This is a genomic window from Kitasatospora sp. NPDC030952 (genome assembly GCF_055571335.1).
In genome coordinates, this window is the sequence record NZ_JBVIFM010000044.1 from 20,144 (window position 1) to 34,554 (window position 14,411).

The 14,411-nt window shown below is 73.1% G+C and carries 14 protein-coding genes; 7 read left to right on the plus strand and 7 right to left on the minus strand.

Annotated elements, in window-relative coordinates:
- Positions 1-2: 2 nt before the first annotated feature.
- Positions 3-980 carry an LAETG motif-containing sortase-dependent surface protein gene (locus ACZ47G_RS38950; RefSeq protein WP_465751146.1) on the minus strand — a complete coding sequence of 326 codons (978 nt, stop codon included), beginning with the start codon at positions 978-980 and terminating at the stop codon, positions 3-5.
- Between the two features lie 239 nt (positions 981-1,219).
- Between ACZ47G_RS38950 and ACZ47G_RS38955 the strand changes: the two genes are divergently transcribed.
- Positions 1,220-1,450: a hypothetical protein gene (locus ACZ47G_RS38955; RefSeq protein WP_465751148.1), complete on the plus strand. Its 231-nt coding sequence runs from the start codon at positions 1,220-1,222 to the stop codon at positions 1,448-1,450.
- Positions 1,451-1,475: 25 nt separating this feature from the next.
- Positions 1,476-2,795: an amidase gene (locus ACZ47G_RS38960; protein WP_465751150.1), complete on the plus strand. Its 1,320-nt coding sequence runs from the start codon at positions 1,476-1,478 to the stop codon at positions 2,793-2,795.
- A gap of 66 nt (positions 2,796-2,861) precedes the next feature.
- On the opposite strand, the gene ACZ47G_RS38965 is transcribed toward ACZ47G_RS38960, so the two are convergent.
- Positions 2,862-3,503, minus strand: a complete 642-nt coding sequence (locus ACZ47G_RS38965; RefSeq protein WP_465751152.1) for a TetR/AcrR family transcriptional regulator — start codon at positions 3,501-3,503, stop codon at positions 2,862-2,864.
- Between the two features lie 152 nt (positions 3,504-3,655).
- Between ACZ47G_RS38965 and ACZ47G_RS38970 the strand changes: the two genes are divergently transcribed.
- Positions 3,656-4,522 carry an alpha/beta hydrolase gene (locus tag ACZ47G_RS38970; protein ID WP_465751154.1) on the plus strand — a complete coding sequence of 289 codons (867 nt, stop codon included), beginning with the start codon at positions 3,656-3,658 and terminating at the stop codon, positions 4,520-4,522.
- Positions 4,519-5,127 (plus strand): TIGR03086 family metal-binding protein, encoded by a 609-nt coding sequence (locus ACZ47G_RS38975; RefSeq protein WP_465751156.1) that lies wholly within the window; start codon positions 4,519-4,521, stop codon positions 5,125-5,127. Before ACZ47G_RS38970 ends, ACZ47G_RS38975 begins: the two co-directional genes overlap by 4 nt.
- A 157-nt stretch (positions 5,128-5,284) precedes the next feature.
- Here the strand turns inward: ACZ47G_RS38975 and ACZ47G_RS38980 are convergent, their stop codons facing one another.
- Positions 5,285-5,407, minus strand: a complete 123-nt coding sequence (locus tag ACZ47G_RS38980; protein ID WP_465751158.1) for a hypothetical protein — start codon at positions 5,405-5,407, stop codon at positions 5,285-5,287.
- 203 nt (positions 5,408-5,610) lie between these two features.
- On the opposite strand from ACZ47G_RS38980, the gene ACZ47G_RS38985 reads away from it, so the two are divergent.
- Positions 5,611-6,432 carry an integrase gene (locus tag ACZ47G_RS38985; protein ID WP_465751160.1) on the plus strand — a complete coding sequence of 274 codons (822 nt, stop codon included), beginning with the start codon at positions 5,611-5,613 and terminating at the stop codon, positions 6,430-6,432.
- Positions 6,433-6,478: 46 nt separating this feature from the next.
- Here ACZ47G_RS38985 and ACZ47G_RS38990 read toward each other — a convergent pair whose 3' ends face one another.
- The 3 genes from ACZ47G_RS38990 to ACZ47G_RS39000 all read right to left on the minus strand — a co-directional run bounded on the left by ACZ47G_RS38990 (position 6,479) and on the right by ACZ47G_RS39000 (position 8,671).
- Complete coding sequence (locus ACZ47G_RS38990) at positions 6,479-6,847, minus strand: hypothetical protein (RefSeq protein WP_465751162.1); 369 nt, start codon at positions 6,845-6,847, stop codon at positions 6,479-6,481.
- A gap of 190 nt (positions 6,848-7,037) precedes the next feature.
- Positions 7,038-7,997 carry a pirin family protein gene (locus ACZ47G_RS38995; protein ID WP_465751164.1) on the minus strand — a complete coding sequence of 320 codons (960 nt, stop codon included), beginning with the start codon at positions 7,995-7,997 and terminating at the stop codon, positions 7,038-7,040.
- A 170-nt stretch (positions 7,998-8,167) separates the two neighbouring features.
- Positions 8,168-8,671, minus strand: coding sequence for an SseB family protein (locus ACZ47G_RS39000; RefSeq protein ID WP_380408510.1), 504 nt, complete (start codon positions 8,669-8,671; stop codon positions 8,168-8,170).
- Positions 8,672-8,886: 215 nt separating this feature from the next.
- Between ACZ47G_RS39000 and ACZ47G_RS39005 the strand changes: the two genes are divergently transcribed.
- Together ACZ47G_RS39005 and ACZ47G_RS39010 are read left to right on the plus strand one after the other, a co-directional pair.
- Positions 8,887-10,716, plus strand: coding sequence for an acyl-CoA dehydrogenase (locus tag ACZ47G_RS39005; protein ID WP_380452641.1), 1,830 nt, complete (start codon positions 8,887-8,889; stop codon positions 10,714-10,716).
- Between the two features lie 270 nt (positions 10,717-10,986).
- Positions 10,987-12,300, plus strand: a complete 1,314-nt coding sequence (locus ACZ47G_RS39010) for a M18 family aminopeptidase (RefSeq protein ID WP_465751166.1) — start codon at positions 10,987-10,989, stop codon at positions 12,298-12,300.
- Between the two features lie 76 nt (positions 12,301-12,376).
- Here the strand turns inward: ACZ47G_RS39010 and ACZ47G_RS39015 are convergent, their stop codons facing one another.
- Positions 12,377-14,215 carry an NHL domain-containing thioredoxin family protein gene (locus ACZ47G_RS39015; protein ID WP_465751168.1) on the minus strand — a complete coding sequence of 613 codons (1,839 nt, stop codon included), beginning with the start codon at positions 14,213-14,215 and terminating at the stop codon, positions 12,377-12,379.
- Between the last annotated feature and the right edge of the window lie 196 nt (positions 14,216-14,411).

A 14,411-nucleotide genomic window follows, 5' to 3' on the forward strand; every position in this document is an offset into this window, starting at 1 on the left:
GATCAGCTGTGGGCGCCGGCCTTGCGGCGGCGCAGGACGAACAGGGTACCGGCGCCGGCGGCCAGGACGGCGGCGCCGCCGAGGGCGATCGGCAGGGTGTTGGAGTCCGCGCCGGTGTGCGCCAGTTCGGGACCGGCCGGGGTCGTGGTGGCACCGGGCGCGGGGGCGGCGGGGGTGGCGGAGGCGGCCGGGGCGGACGCGGAGGGCGTACCCGTGCCGGCCGGGGCCGGGGTGCCGGCGGCGACCTTGAAGAGCTCGGGGATGCGGTAGCTGCCGCTGAAGCCGGTGCAGCTGCCGTCCGGCCCCTGGCGGACGCCCGGGACGTCCTTGCTGGGGAAGGACTCGGAGGCGCCGTCGAGCTGGGCGAAGTAGCCGGCGGCGAGCGCCTTGTCGGTGGCGGCGAGACGCACCTGGAGGGTGAGCTTCTCGCCCTTGGCGAGCTTGAACGTGCCGAGGTCGGCGCGGAGGTAGCTCATGTTGTTCTCGATGGCGCTCGGGCTGACGGGCTTCCAGTCGCCGCCGGGGAGCTTCACCTGGACGGTGAAGGCGTCCTTGCCCCAGGTGGGCTGGTCGGGCGCGCCCTCCTCGCCGATGTCGGTGACGAAGAAGTGGGTGCTGAGCTTCTTCAGGTCGACGGGGGTGTCGTTCTCGAAGGTCACGCTCGCCTCCTGCGGGGCGCCGCCCTTGGTCAGGGTGACGCCGGACAGGCCGCTGCCGGTGACCTTGAGGTTCTCCAGGTGGTACCCGCCCGGGCAGGGGCCGCCGGGCGAGGGCATCGGCGGGGTCGGCAGGTTGGTCGGGAGGGTGGTCGGCAGGTGCGTCGGCAGGGTGGTGGGGCCGCCGGTGGGGGCGGTGGGGGCGCTCGGCGCCGCGGTGGGGGTCACGGGGACCCCGACGGCGCCGGCGGTGGCGGCGCCGACCGTGGTGCCGAGGGAGAGGGCGACCAGGGCCGCGGAGGCCAGGAGGCGGGAAGAGCGCACGATCGGTGCTCCAGCTGTGAAGAGGGGAAAGGCCGTGGTCCGGCGACGGGGGCCCGGGCGCGGGGTGCCGGGGCGGGTCGCGATCGCGCACCCTATCGAGCCACCGTGGCCGGATCCGGACAGGGGTGGAGCGGTTCGGACGGCGCCCGGCGGGCCTTGTGTCGTTGGTGTACGACGGGCCGGGAGCGCTGCGGCGGCCCCGGTTGCCGGGGGCGGGGGGCGGTCGGACGATGGGGGGCATGATGCATCAGATGCGAGCCGAGTACGGGCCCGAGGGGGAGGCCGGCGGGGTGCGGCTGTGGCACATGGTCCGGGGCGTGCAGAGCGTGGCGATGTGCGGCCGGGAGCTCGATTCCGGGGCGCCGGTGCGGGAGGCGGTGGACTGGGGGAAGACCCCGGAGCTGTGCTGCCACACCTGCGGGGCGTACTTCCTGCGCGAGACGCCGTACCTGTCCGCCGAGCACCAGTGAGCGGCCGGCCGCTACCGTGGCCGGTATGGAGGAATCCCTGGTCCGGCCCCGGTCGCTGACCGTCGAGGCCGCCGCGCTGCGCTCCGGTGCGCCCGCTCTGCCCGAGTACGTCGACCGGTTCTGCGCGCTGGTCGAGCGGGTGGACCCGCTGCTCCGCGCTTTCGTGGCGGAGCCCGGACGGCACGACCGACTGCAGGCGCGGGCAAGGGAGTTGAGCGCGCGGTACCCCGTTCCGGCCGGGCGGCCGCCGCTGTACGGGGTGGCGGTCGGGGTCAAGGACATCGTGCACGTGGACGGGTTGCCCACGCACGGCGGGTCGGCCCTGCCGCCGGGGGTGCTGGCCGGGCCGCAGGCCGTGGTGGTGGACCGGTTGCTGGCGGCGGGGGCGCTGGTCGCGGGCAAGACGGTGACCGCCGAGTTCGCGGCGAGCGCCCCGGGCCCGACCCGCAATCCGCACCGCCCGGGGCACACCCCGGGTGGTTCCAGCAGCGGTTCGGCGGCGGCGGTCGCGGCCGGGCTGGTGCCGCTGGCGATCGGCACCCAGACGGTCGGGTCGGTGATCCGGCCGGCCGCGTACTGCGGGGTGGTGGGGTTCCGGCCGACGTACGGGCGGATCCCGGTCGCGGGGGTGATCCCGAACGCTCCGAGCTTCGACACCCTGGGGGTGTTCACCGCCGACCTGGCGGGCGCGGCGCTGGCCGCCCCACTGCTCTGCGACGACTGGCGGCCGGTGCCCGAGTCGGCGGACCCGGCGGCGCCGGTGGTCGGGGTGCCGGACGGCCCGTACCTGGAGCGGGCCGAACCGGCCGCGCGGCGGGTGTTCGAGGAACAGCTGGAGCGGCTGGCGGGGGCCGGGGTGACGGTGCGCCGGGTGCCGCTGTTCCCCGACTTCGCCGAGGTGACGCGGCAGTTGCAGACCGTCAACCGGTTCGAGCTGGCCCGCAGTCACGCCGACTGGTTCGCCCGGTTCGGCGGGCTGTACCGGCCGGAGACGGTGGCGAGCATCCGGGTCGGGCAGGGGATCGCGGCGGAGGACCGGGTGGCCGCCCTGCGGTTCCGGGAGCGGTTGCGCGAGCGGGTGGCCGGGGCGGCCGCCGGGGCCGGGGTGGACCTCTGGCTGGCGCCGTCCGCGCCCGGCGGGGCGCCGGAGGGGCTGCACGGCACCGGGGACGCGGTGATGTCGCTGCCGTGGAGCTTCCTCGGCCTGCCCGCGCTGAACCTGCCGGCCGGGCGGACCCCGGACGGGCTGCCGCTCGGGCTGCAACTGGTCGGCGCGGCGGGCGGGGACGAGCGGCTGCTGGTCCAAGCCGCCGTGCTGGAGCGGGTGTTGGCGACGAAGGATTAGGGCCTGTCCGGCCCGAGGCCCTGCCCGGAAGCTAGGCCCTGTCCGGCCCGAGGCCCTGTCCGGGACCTAGGCGAGCGCCGGGTCGGCGGGGTCGGTGGCCTCGGCGCGCAGCAGGCGGAGCAGGAGGCGGCCGGCCCGCTGGTACGGGACGTCCTCCTCGTGCAGTACGGCCTGGGAGTTGGCCGCCTCCAGCACCGCGATCAGGGCGAAGGCGAGGTCGCCGAGGTCGGTGTCGGGGCGCAGGGCGCCGGCCGTACGGGCTTCGGCGAGGGCGGCGACGACCGTGGCGTGCCACTCCCGGGCGCAGTCGGCCAGGGCGTCCCGGACGGGGCCGGGGCGGGCGTCGAACTCGGCGGTGACCTCGTAGAAGAAGCAGCCGCCGGGGAAGACCCGGGCCCGGGAGTAGGCGAGCCAGCTCTCGCACAGTGCCCGGGCCTTGGCGAGGCCGGGCGGGGTGGCGGCGACCGGGGCGACGACGGCGTCGGCGAAGATCCGGCGGGCGGCGCGGACGGTGGCGAGCTGCAGCTCCTCCTTGGAGCCGAAGCCGGCGAAGACGCCGCTCTTGCTGAGTCCGAGGTCGGTGGCGAGGCGGCCGATGGACAGGGCGTCCAGGCCTTCGACGGAGGCGATCCCGACGGCGCGGCGCAGGACCGCCCGGCGGGTCTCCTCGCCGCGCAGGACCCGTCCGTCCGTGGTCGGTCCGGCCATCGTGCGTCCTCGTTCCTCTCGCAGGGGTGTCGCCCAGGGTAGTGCGCCGCCCGCGGGCTGCTCCAAAAACTGCACGAACGGTCGTGCTAATATCTCGTCCCGAGCAAGGAGCACGAGAGCAAGGCCCAGGGAGCGAAGAGCAGGGAGACCCGATGGACCCCGCCCCGGCACTGATCCGCACCGCCCTCAACCCGACCGCCCGGATCGCCCCCGGCCTGGCCGGCCGGGCGGCCTTCGAACTGTTCCGGCACCCGCTGCGGCGCAGCCGGGTCCGGACCACCGAACAGGAGGTCCACCGACAGGCCGTCCGCGAACCGCTCGCCGTGCACGGCAAGCCCGTGGTCGCCTACCGCTGGGGCAGCGGCGAGCGGCCCGTCCTGCTGCTGCACGGCTGGCGCTCCCGGGCCTCCCGGTTCGCGCCCTTCGTCCCCCGGCTGCGCGCCCTCGGCCTCAGCGTCGTCGCCTTCGACGCGCCCGGCCACGGTGATTCCGGCGGGCGCAGCACCAGCGTGCTGGAGTACCGCGAACTGGCCTCCCGGCTCGAGGAGCGGTACGGGCCGTTCGAGGCCGTGGTGGCCCACTCGCTGGGCGTCTGCGCGGCCTTCGGGGCGCTCGGCGACGGGCTGCGGGCGGGTCGGCTGGCGGCCGTCTCCGGGGTGTCCGAGGTCGGCTTCTTCCCGGGAGCCTTCTGCGCCGAACTCGGCCTGGACGCCGCCGTCGAGCGGGCGCTGCGGCAGCGGATCGAACAGGACCTGTTCGCCGGGGACGCCGGGGTCTGGGAGCGCTACGACGCGGCCGTCCGGGCGGCGTCGATCGACCTGCCCCTCCTGGTGGTGCACGACGAGGGCGACGGTGTGGTGCCGATCGCCCAGGCGCACCGGCTGGCGCGGGCGTACGGGGAGCAGCTCGACCTGGTGGTCACCCGGGGGCTCGGCCACCGCCGGATCATCGGGGAACCGGCCGTCGTTGACCAGGTGATCGGATTCATCTCTGCGGGACTGGGGGTAACTGCCGCATGAAACTCGTCGAACTGCACGCACGGGCCATGGACTTGGCCGTCGAGGTGGTGGACACGGTACGGCCGGACCAGCTGGACCTGCCCACCCCGTGCGCCGGCTGGACGCTGCGCCGACTGCTGGAGCACTGCGTCGGGCAGCACCAGGGCTTCGCCGCTGCCGCCCGCGGTGCCGGGCCGGACCTCGCGCTGTTCGCGGACGCCCCGCTGAGCGCGGACCCGGCGGCGGACTTCCGCCGCACCGGCGCCGACCTCACCGCGGCCTTCCGGGAGGCGGCCGCCGACGAGCGGGCGCTCTGGCTGCCGGAGATCCGGGACGGCGGGCCCTTCCCGCTCGCCCAGGCCGTCGGTTTCCACCTGGTGGACACGCTGGTGCACGGCTGGGACGTCGCCGCGGCGCTCGGCGGCACCGAGCGGCTGGTCGCGGCGGTGGACGGGGACGACGCGCTGGCCGACGCGCTGCTGGCGGTCTCCGAGGCCGTCCCGGACACCCCGGAGGCCCGCGCGCCCGGCCGGGCCTTCCGCCCGGGGCTGGTGCCCGCCGGCGCCGCCGGCCGGTTCGACCGGGCCCTGGCGCTGCTGGGGCGCGACCCGGCCTGGAAGGCCTGAGACCGACCGGCACATGGTGAGCGGCGTCGCGACGCCCGGGCTGTCGCCTGGACTGCGTTGTCGTCGGTCGCCGCAGCTCCGCTGCTGCTCCCTCCTCCGCCTCGCCAGGCTCGGCCCGGACGCCGCTCCTTGCTCCACCCACCATGTGCCGGTCGGTCTAAGCGGCGGGCTCGGAGTCGCGCTTCTCGTCCGGGAAGCGCGGCCCGCCGATCAGGAAGAACAGTGCGGCGGTCGGGAAGCCGAGCCCGGCGGCGAGCACCACGATGAACTGCCAGAACATCTTCCGCTCCTCGTCAGTCCCGGGCCGCCGGGGCACCCGAAGGTGGTCCCAAACCCGACCAGCCCTGAATGGCCGAATTGTCCGGTCGTTATCCGACGGTATGGCCGAATCACCCCAGCTGCCACCGGGCGCCGGGCACCGGCCCGCGCCACACCGGCGCACGGGTCTGGGCGCGGGCCGGGGGTGGCGGCCACACTGTCGGGATGCAGCTACAGCTCGCAGGGGAAGCACGGCGGCCCGACCGCGAGAGCGAGGACTTCGCGGCGGCCTCGCCGGAGGCGCTGGTCCTGCTGGACGGCGCGAGTTCGCCGGCCGGCCTGGAATCCGGGTGCCGGCACGGAACCGCCTGGTACGTACGCCGGTTGGGCGTGCACCTGCTCGCCCGGCTCACCGACCGGGTGGACCGGTCGATCGCCGAGTGCCTGGCCGACGCCATCGTGGAGACGGCCGCGCTGCACGGCGGCCGCTGCGACCTCGGCCACGCCAACACGCCCGCGGCGATGGTGGTCGCGGCCCGGCGGCACGGCGAGTCGCTGGAGTACCTGGTGCTCGGCGACTCGCTGCTGGTGCTGGAGTTCAAGGACGGCCCGCCCCGGGTGATCGGTGACAACCAGCGCTTCCCCGGCGGGGAGGGGCTGCGCCGCCAGGTCTGGGCGACCGTCCCCGGCTCGGCCGAGCGGGCCGCGCTGCACCTGGAGTACGTGCTGGCGGTGCGCGCCGCCCGCAACCGGGGCGCCGGTCCGTGGATCGCCGCCGCCACCCCGCGGGCCGCCGAGCACGCCGAGACCGGCTTCGTCCGGCTGGACCGGCTGCACGCGCTGGCCGCCCTCACCGACGGCGCCTCGCGCTACACCGAGCGTTTCGGGCTGGGGAGTTGGGGCGATGTGCTGCGGCTGCTCGCCGAGTCGGGGCCGGGTGAGCTGATCGCCCAGGTCCGTGCGGTGGAGCGGGCGGACGCCGGCTGCGAGCGCTGGCCGCGCGGCAAGACCCACGACGACGCCTCCGCCGTCTACGCGTTGCTCTAGGCGGCGGAGGCGGCGGAGGCGGCGGAGGCGTCTCGGGCGTGCCGGGTCAGCGGTTGTAGCCCCAGGCGAAGCTGGACGCGTCGCCGACCTTCTGGACCCACGGCCGCACGTAGCGGGACGGGTCGTCGCTGGTGGAGTACCCGCCGCCGGTGATCTGGCCGATCCAGCCCTGGTCGCTGGTGTACGCGCCGGCCTCGCAGCCCTGGGTGCCGTTGCTCCAGTTGGTCAGGTCGTACTCCACGTACCAGTGCGCGTTGTAGTAGAAGTGCACGTAGATCGAGCAGGTGCCCGTGGTGTCGTAGACGGTGTACGAGCCGGTGTCGATGGACGGTCGGGCCTGGGCCGCGGTGGCTCCGGTCAGGGCGATCAGCGGGGCTGCGGCGAGTACGGCGAGCCGCCGGACGGTACGGCGCATGGCTGGGGTCCTCCCGTTGTGGTCTCGACCAATCTGGCCAGTGGTTCAGACCAATCGCATTATCCCGACGCGCCTGGAGCCAGTGTCAATACCCGTGCGGCAAGGGGGAGATGGGGATCCGGAGCACTTCCGGTACGGAGCATGCGAAAGGGCCCGGACCATGTGGTCCGGGCCCTCGTGATGGAGCGGGTCAGCTGGCGTCGGTCGGGATGGTGCCGAGCCGGCCGGCCTGGAAGTCCTCCATGGCCTGCTGGAGTTCGCGGTGGCTGTTCATGACGAACGGGCCGTAGTGGGCGACGGGTTCGCGGATCGGGAGGCCGCCGAGGAGGACCACCTCGAAGTTGTTGTCGCGGGAGTCCTGCTTCTCGTCGGCGCGGACGGTGATCGAGTCGCCGTCGCCGAAGACGACGGCCTGGCCCCGGTGGAAGGGACGGTGCTCGGCGCCGGCCGAACCGTTGCCCGCGAGGCCGTAGGCGAGGGCGTTGAAGTCGGCGCGCCAGGGCAGGGTGACCTGGGCGCCGGGGCTGATCGACGCGTGGATCATGGTGATCGGGGTGAAGGTGGTGCCCGGGCCCTGGTGGCCGTCCATCTCGCCGGCGATCACCCGGAGCAGCGCGCCGCCGTCCTCGGAGCCGAGCAGCTTGACGCTGCCGCCGCGGATGTCCTGGTACTTCGGGGTGATCATCTTGTCCGAGGCGGGCAGGTTCACCCAGAGCTGGAGGCCGTGGAAGAGGCCGCCGGACCGCACCAGGGACTCCGGCGGGGTCTCGATGTGCAGGAGGCCGGAGCCGGCCGTCATCCACTGGGTGTCGCCATCGGTGATGGTGCCGCCACCGCCGTGCGAGTCCCGGTGGATGAACGTTCCGTCAATGATGTAGGTGACCGTCTCGAAGCCGCGGTGCGGGTGCCAAGGGGTTCCCTTGGGCTCGCCGGCCGCGTAGTCCACCTCGCCCATCTGGTCCATCATGATGAACGGGTCGAGGTACTTCTGGTTGATCTTGGCGAAGGCGCGGCGGACGGGGAAGCCCTCGCCCTCGTAGCCCTCGGGGGCGGTGGCGACGGTCAGCACCGGCCGCGCGTTCGCGACGGCCGGGTCCGGCGTGGTGACGCGCGGGAGGGTCAGCGGGTTGTCGACGGTCACGGCGGGCATGTCGGCCTCCTTCGAGGGGGGGTTCTCTGGCCTACGTGGACGAGGTTAGTTCAATCATCAACAACAAGCAAGTTGAAAATTGAACTATGTAGTGACGAAGGAGCGCGGGCTCCTCTCCCGGGGTGGGCTATCCGTCTGCGAAGCAATGGCCGACGGCCGCGGAGCGGACGTCAGCCATACATCCGGCGCATGGTGAAGTCGACCATCTGCTCGACCGCCTTGGCGTCGAACACCATCCGGTGCTCGCCCTCCATGTCCAGCGCGAAGCCGTAGCCGGTCGGCAGCAGGTCCAGCACCTCGGCGCCGGTGACGGTGAAGTGCTTGGAGTCCTTGCCGGCGTAGCGCCGCAGCTCCTTGAGCGAGCTGAACATCGGGATCACCGGCGTCGGGGTGTTGTGCAGCGCCAGGAAGCCGGGGCGCTCGCCGCGCGGGCAGTGCACCTTCGAGGTGATGAAGATGGCCTGGAAGTCCTCGACCGCCATCGAGCCCGTGGTGAAGGCCCGCACCGCGTCCGCCAGGGACGGCGGGGAGGGCTCCGGGTAGAGGGACTGCTGGGGGGCCTGCCCCTGTGCGCCGTACGCGTCCGGTCCGGGCATGCCGTTCATGCCCGGCTGCGGACCCGCCTGCTGCTGGTAGGGGTCACCCGGGTATGCGTTCTGGTCATATCCGTACACACGGACAGGCTAGCGGGAGCGCACCCGCCCGCGCTGGCGTCGATCCTGACAAGGAGTGGTCGCCCCGGCTTGTGGGACGTGACCACGTTCATAGCGGATTCACCGTCGGGGGCTTGCCCAAGTTACCGCTGGGTAGCATCATGATGCCTACTGGTGGGTACGGGACGCCCGAAACGCGGCGGTCTCCCGGAAGCGACGAACCGGAGAAAACGGCCATGGGTCACTACAAGTCCAACCTGCGGGACGTGGAGTTCAACCTCTTCGAGGTGTTCGGTCGCGACCAGGTGTACGGCACCGGCCCGTACGCGGACATGGACGTCGAGACCGCGAAGAACATCCTCAGCGAGATCGCCCGCCTCGCCGAGAACGACCTCGCCGCGTCCTTCGCCGACACCGACCGCAACCCGCCGGTCTTCGACCCGGAGACCAACACCGCGCCGATCCCGGCCACGTTCAAGAAGAGCTACCAGACCTTCATGGACGCCGAGTGGTGGCGCCTGGGCATCCCGGAGTCCATCGGCGGCCAGGTCACCCCGAACTCGCTGATCTGGGCCTTCGCCGAGCAGATCCTGGGCTCCAACCCCGCCATCTGGATGTACTCCTCCGGCCCGGCCTTCGCCGGCGTCATCGCCGAGGAGGGCACCGAGGAGCAGCTCGAGGTCGCCAAGCGGATGACCGACCGCCTGTGGGGCTCCACCATGGTCCTCACCGAGCCCGACGCGGGCTCCGACGTGGGCGCCGGCCGCACCAAGGCGATCCAGCAGGAGGACGGCTCCTGGCACATCGAGGGCGTCAAGCGCTTCATCACCTCGGGCGAGCACGACATGTCCGAGAACATCATCCACATGGTGCTGGCCCGCCCCGAGGGCGGTAAGCCGGGCACCAAGGGCCTGGGCCTGTTCATCGTCCCCAAGTTCGACTTCGACTGGGAGACCGGCGAGCTGGGCGAGCGCAACGGCGTCTACGCCACCAACGTCGAGCACAAGATGGGCCTCAAGGCCTCGAACACCTGCGAGATGACCTTCGGTGCCAAGCACCCGGCCAAGGGCTGGCTGCTCGGCGAGAAGGTCGACGGCATCCGCCAGATGTTCAAGATCATCGAGTTCGCCCGCATGATGGTCGGCACGAAGGCCATCGCCACCCTCTCCACCGGCTACCTGAACGCCCTGGAGTACGCCAAGGAGCGCGTGCAGGGCGCCGACATCTCGCAGTTCCTGGACAAGACCGCCCCGCGCGTCACCATCACCCACCACCCCGACGTGCGCCGCTCGCTGCTCACCCAGAAGGCCTACGCCGAGGGCATGCGCGCGCTGGTGCTGTTCACCGCGTCCGTCCAGGACGACATGACCGCCGCCGCGCTGCGCGGCGAGCGCGACGAGGCCGCCGAGCGCCTCAACGACCTGCTCCTGCCGATCGTCAAGGGCTACGGCTCGGAGAAGTCCTACGAGCAGCTCGCCCAGTCCCTGCAGACCTTCGGTGGCTCCGGCTACCTGCAGGAGTACCCGATCGAGCAGTACATCCGCGACGCCAAGATCGACACCCTGTACGAGGGCACCACGGCGATCCAGGGCCAGGACTTCTTCTTCCGCAAGATCGTCAAGGACGGCGGCCAGGCGCTCGCCGCGCTGTCCGAGCAGATCCAGAAGTTCCTCGCCTCCGCCGAGGGCGGCGACGCCCTGGCCGCCGAGCGCGAGCTGCTCGCCAAGGCCGCCGGCGACCTGGAGGCCATCGTCGGCAAGCTCATCGCCGACCTGACCTCGGTCGAGCAGGACGTCAAGAACATGTACAAGGTGGGCCTCAACACCACCCGCCTGCTGATGGTCTCCGGTGACGTCGTCGTCGGCTGGCTGCTGCTGCGCCAGGCCGCGGTGGCCCTGGCCAAGCTGGAGGCCGGCGCCTCCGAGAAGGACGTGCCGTTCTACCAGGGCAAGGTCGCGGCCGCCCGCTTCTTCGCCAAGAACGTCCTCCCGACCATCGCTCCGCAGCGGGCGATCGCCGAGGGCATCGACAACGAGATCATGGAGCTGGCGGAGGAGGCCTTCTAAGGCCGACGCCCCTTTCCGACCGACTGGCGAAACCCTCACACCGAAGGGCCCGGCTGCCACCGGGCCCTTCGGTGTTCCCCCGTGGCGCGGGCGGTGTGCGGCGAAGGGGGAGCGGGGGTGAAGAGGGTCGGTGAGGTGCGGGTTCAGGGGTCGTATCGGTGTCCTGGAACCCGTGCGAGGTCACGAATGCCATGTCCGTGTACGGGCATATGCTCAAGGTGCGAAGCCGACCCCCATCCGGCTTCGGCCCTCCCTCGACCCTGGAGCAGTATGTCGACCGCCGCCCGCCGGGCATTCTTCGACCGGACGCACACCGACGATCTGATCGCGTTCCTCGGCACCTCGCCGTCCCCGTACCACGCGGTCGCGAGCGCCGCCGAGCGCCTGGAGAAGGCGGGGTTCCGTCAGGTCGCGGAGACGGACTCCTGGGACGCGGCGGCCGGCGGGCGCTACCTGATCCGTGGAGGTGCGCTGATCGCCTGGTACCTGCCCGAGGGGGCCGGGCCGGAGACCCCGTTCCGGATCGTCGGCACCCACACCGACTCGCCCAACCTGCGGGTGAAGCCGGTGCCGGACACCGGCTCGGCCGGGTGGCGGCAGGTCGCGGTGGAGATCTACGGCGGAGTGCCGCTGAACACCTGGCTCGACCGTGACCTGGGCCTGTCCGGCCGGCTGGCGCTGAAGGACGGCACCGCGCGGCTCGTCCAGCTGGACGAGCCGCTGCTGCGGGTGCCCCAGCTCGCCATCCACCTGGACCGCCAGGTCAACGACGGCATGAAGCTCGACCGGCAGCGGCACCTCACCCCGATCTGGGGTCTCGGGCCGGTCGACGAGGGCTCGCTGATCGCCTACGTCGCCGAGCGGGCCGGGCTGGCCGTCGAGTCCGTGGCCGGCTGGGACCTCATGACCCACGACGTCCAGCCCGCCTCCTACCTGGGCCGCGACCGGGAGCTGCTGGCCGGCCCGCGCCTGGACAACCTGCTGTCGGTGCACGCGGCCACCGCCGCGCTGGCCGCCGTGGCCGTCGCCGCCGCCGAGGGCGGGGTCGCGCTGCCGTACATCCCGGTGCTGGCCGCCTTCGACCACGAGGAGACCGGCAGCGAGTCCGACACCGGCGCGCAGAGCCCGCTGCTGGGCAACGTGCTGGACCGGACGGTCCACGCCCGCGGCGGCACCCCGGAGGACCGCGCCCGGGCGCTGGCCGGCACCGTCTGCCTCTCCTCGGACATGGGCCACGCCGTCCACCCGAACTACTCCGAGCGGCACGAGCCGGGCCACCACCCGCTGCCGAACGACGGGCCGATCCTCAAGGTCAACGTCAACAACCGCTATGCGACCGACGGCGTCGGCCGGGCGGTGTTCGCGGCCGCCTGCGAGAAGGCCGGCGTGCCGTGGCAGAGCTTCGTGTCCAACAACGCGATGCCCTGCGGGACGACGATCGGCCCGATCACGGCGGCGCGGCTGGGCATCAAGACGGTGGACTGCGGCATCGCGGCGCTGTCCATGCACTCGGCGCGCGAGCTGTGCGGGGCCGAGGACCCGTACCTGCTGGCGAGCGCGATCAAGGCCTTCCTGGAGGGCTGAGCGGGGCTGAGCCCGGTGCGACGGAGGGGGCCCGCCGGTTCTTCGGCGGGCCCCCTCCGGGTTGCCCGGTCACCCGCTACCGCTCCATGCCCGCCAGGACCAGCGGGAGGCGGCGGGCGCCGTCGGCGACCAGCTTCACCGGCACGCCCCAGTCCTGCTGGTGCACGTGGCAGGCCGGGAACTCGATCTCCGGGTCGTCGTCGCAGGAGGCGGCCATCGCCGAGACGTGCAGCACGCCCTCGGTGACCTCGTCCGACAGCACCAGCTCGCGGGAGAGGTCGGTGTCCGCGCCCGCGCCGGAGACCAGCAGCTCGGGCGGGGTCGCGCTGACCAGCAGCCGGGTGGACGGGCCGTAGCGCTCGTCCAGCTTCTGGCCGCTCGGCGCCTCGAAGACCACGTCCAGCCGGAGGGCGCCCGGGGCGACCTCGGTGGCCGCGCGCTGGGTGCGGTGCGCCACCGACTCGACCCGCACCGCCTCCTCCGGCAGCCGCAGCCTGGTCAGCCGGTGCCGGGCCGACTCGACCACCACGATGTCGCCGTCCACCAGCACCGCCCCGGAGGGCTCGCGCAGGTCGGTGGCCAGGGTGGTGACCTCGCCGCTCGCCGGGTCGAAGCGGCGCAGCGCGTGGTTGTAGGTGTCGGCGACGGCCACCGAGCCGTCCGGCAGCACGGTCACGCCCAGCGGGTGCTGGAACAGCGCCTGGTCGGCGGCGCCGTCGCGGTGGCCGAAGTCGAACAGGCCGGTGCCGACGGCGGTGTGGACCGTTTGGGTGCCCGTTTGGGTGCCGTCCGTTTCACGTGAAACGAAGCGCAGTGCGGAGGTCTCCGAGTCGGCGACCCAGAGCTTCCCGCCGTCCGCCGAGACGGCCAGGCCGGACGGCTGGGCGAACCAGGCCTCGGCCACCGGGCCGTCCACCAGGCCCTCGTTGGTGGTGCCGGCCGCGACGCCGACCGTGCCGTCCGCCGGGTCGTACGCCCACAGCTGGTGCACGCCGGCCATCGCGATCCACACCCGGCCGTCGAACCAGGCGACGTCCCACGGCGAGGAGAGGTCCACCTCGCGGGCCGGGCCCTCGGTGGGCGAGCCCTGCCACCACTGACGGCCGGTGCCGGCCAGGGTGGTGACACTGCCGTCGGCCAGCCGCACGCCGCGCAGCGCGTGGTTCACGGTGTCGGCGACGATCACGTCGTGGTCGCTGCCCTCGGGGAGCAGGGCGAGGCCCTGGGGCTCGCTGAACCGCGGGCTGGTGCCGTCCACCAGGCCGCGCTGCCCGTCACCGATTCGGCGCAGCACCGTCTCGCCGTCCTCGGCCAGCTCGACCAGGCTGTGGTGGCCGGAGTCGGCGACCAGGAAGTGGCCGTTCGGCAGCCGGACCGCCTTGCCGGGGAACTTGAGGTCGTCGGTGCTCGGCTCGGGCGCCACGTACGGGCCGTCGCCGCGGCGCAGGGTGCCCTTGGCCTCGTGCTCGGCCTCCAGCTCGGCCACCAGCCGGGCGATCGCGTGGGCGTGGCCCTCGCCGGCGTGCTGGGCCACCACGTAGCCCTCCGGGTCGATCACCACGAGGGTCGGCCAGGCGCGGACGGCGTACTGCTTCCAGGTCGCCAGCGCGGGGTCGTCCAGCACCGGGTGGTGCACCTCGTAGCGGGCGACGGCGTCGACGACGGCCTGGTGGTCGGCCTCGTGCACGAACTTCGGCGAATGCACCCCGACGATCACCACGGTGTCGCGGTGCTGCTCCTCGAGCTCGCGGAGCTCGTCGAGGACGTGCAGACAGTTGATGCAGCAGAAGGTCCAGAAGTCCAGGATGGTGATCTTGCCCCGGAAGTCGGCGAGGGTGAGGTCCTTGCCGCCGGTGTTGAGCCAACCGCCTGCGCCGAGGAGTTCGGGGGCGCGTACGCGTGCACGAGATGCCATGGGGTTATCCAACCTCATGAGGGGTGGGGGAATTCCGGGGGTGGGGGGCGCTGCGCGGGGCTGGTGTTGGGGGGGGGGGGGTGGGCTTTCGGGAGGGTGGGTGGTGCCGGGGGGGGGGTGGGGGGGGGGGGGGGGGGGGGGGGGGGGGGGTTTCCCCCCCCCCCCCCCTTGGGCAGGGGGCAGGGCTCGGCTGGTG

Excerpts from the sequence above, each read along its gene's own strand:
- ACZ47G_RS38955 (WP_465751148.1), top strand. The coding sequence starts at position 1,220 with ATGATGCATCAGATGCGAGCCGAGTACGGGCCCGAGGGGGAGGCCGGC.
- ACZ47G_RS38960 (WP_465751150.1), top strand. The coding sequence starts at position 1,476 with ATGGAGGAATCCCTGGTCCGGCCCCGGTCGCTGACCGTCGAGGCCGCC.
- ACZ47G_RS38965 (WP_465751152.1), bottom strand. The coding sequence starts at position 3,503 with ATGGCCGGACCGACCACGGACGGACGGGTCCTGCGCGGCGAGGAGACC.
- ACZ47G_RS38970 (WP_465751154.1), top strand. The coding sequence starts at position 3,656 with ATGGACCCCGCCCCGGCACTGATCCGCACCGCCCTCAACCCGACCGCC.
- ACZ47G_RS38975 (WP_465751156.1), top strand. The coding sequence starts at position 4,519 with ATGAAACTCGTCGAACTGCACGCACGGGCCATGGACTTGGCCGTCGAG.
- ACZ47G_RS38980 (WP_465751158.1), bottom strand. The coding sequence starts at position 5,407 with ATGTTCTGGCAGTTCATCGTGGTGCTCGCCGCCGGGCTCGGCTTCCCG.
- ACZ47G_RS38985 (WP_465751160.1), top strand. The coding sequence starts at position 5,611 with ATGCAGCTACAGCTCGCAGGGGAAGCACGGCGGCCCGACCGCGAGAGC.
- ACZ47G_RS38990 (WP_465751162.1), bottom strand. The coding sequence starts at position 6,847 with ATGCGCCGTACCGTCCGGCGGCTCGCCGTACTCGCCGCAGCCCCGCTG.
- ACZ47G_RS38995 (WP_465751164.1), bottom strand. The coding sequence starts at position 7,997 with ATGCCCGCCGTGACCGTCGACAACCCGCTGACCCTCCCGCGCGTCACC.
- ACZ47G_RS39005 (WP_380452641.1), top strand. The coding sequence starts at position 8,887 with ATGGGTCACTACAAGTCCAACCTGCGGGACGTGGAGTTCAACCTCTTC.
- ACZ47G_RS39010 (WP_465751166.1), top strand. The coding sequence starts at position 10,987 with ATGTCGACCGCCGCCCGCCGGGCATTCTTCGACCGGACGCACACCGAC.
- ACZ47G_RS39015 (WP_465751168.1), bottom strand. The coding sequence starts at position 14,215 with ATGGCATCTCGTGCACGCGTACGCGCCCCCGAACTCCTCGGCGCAGGC.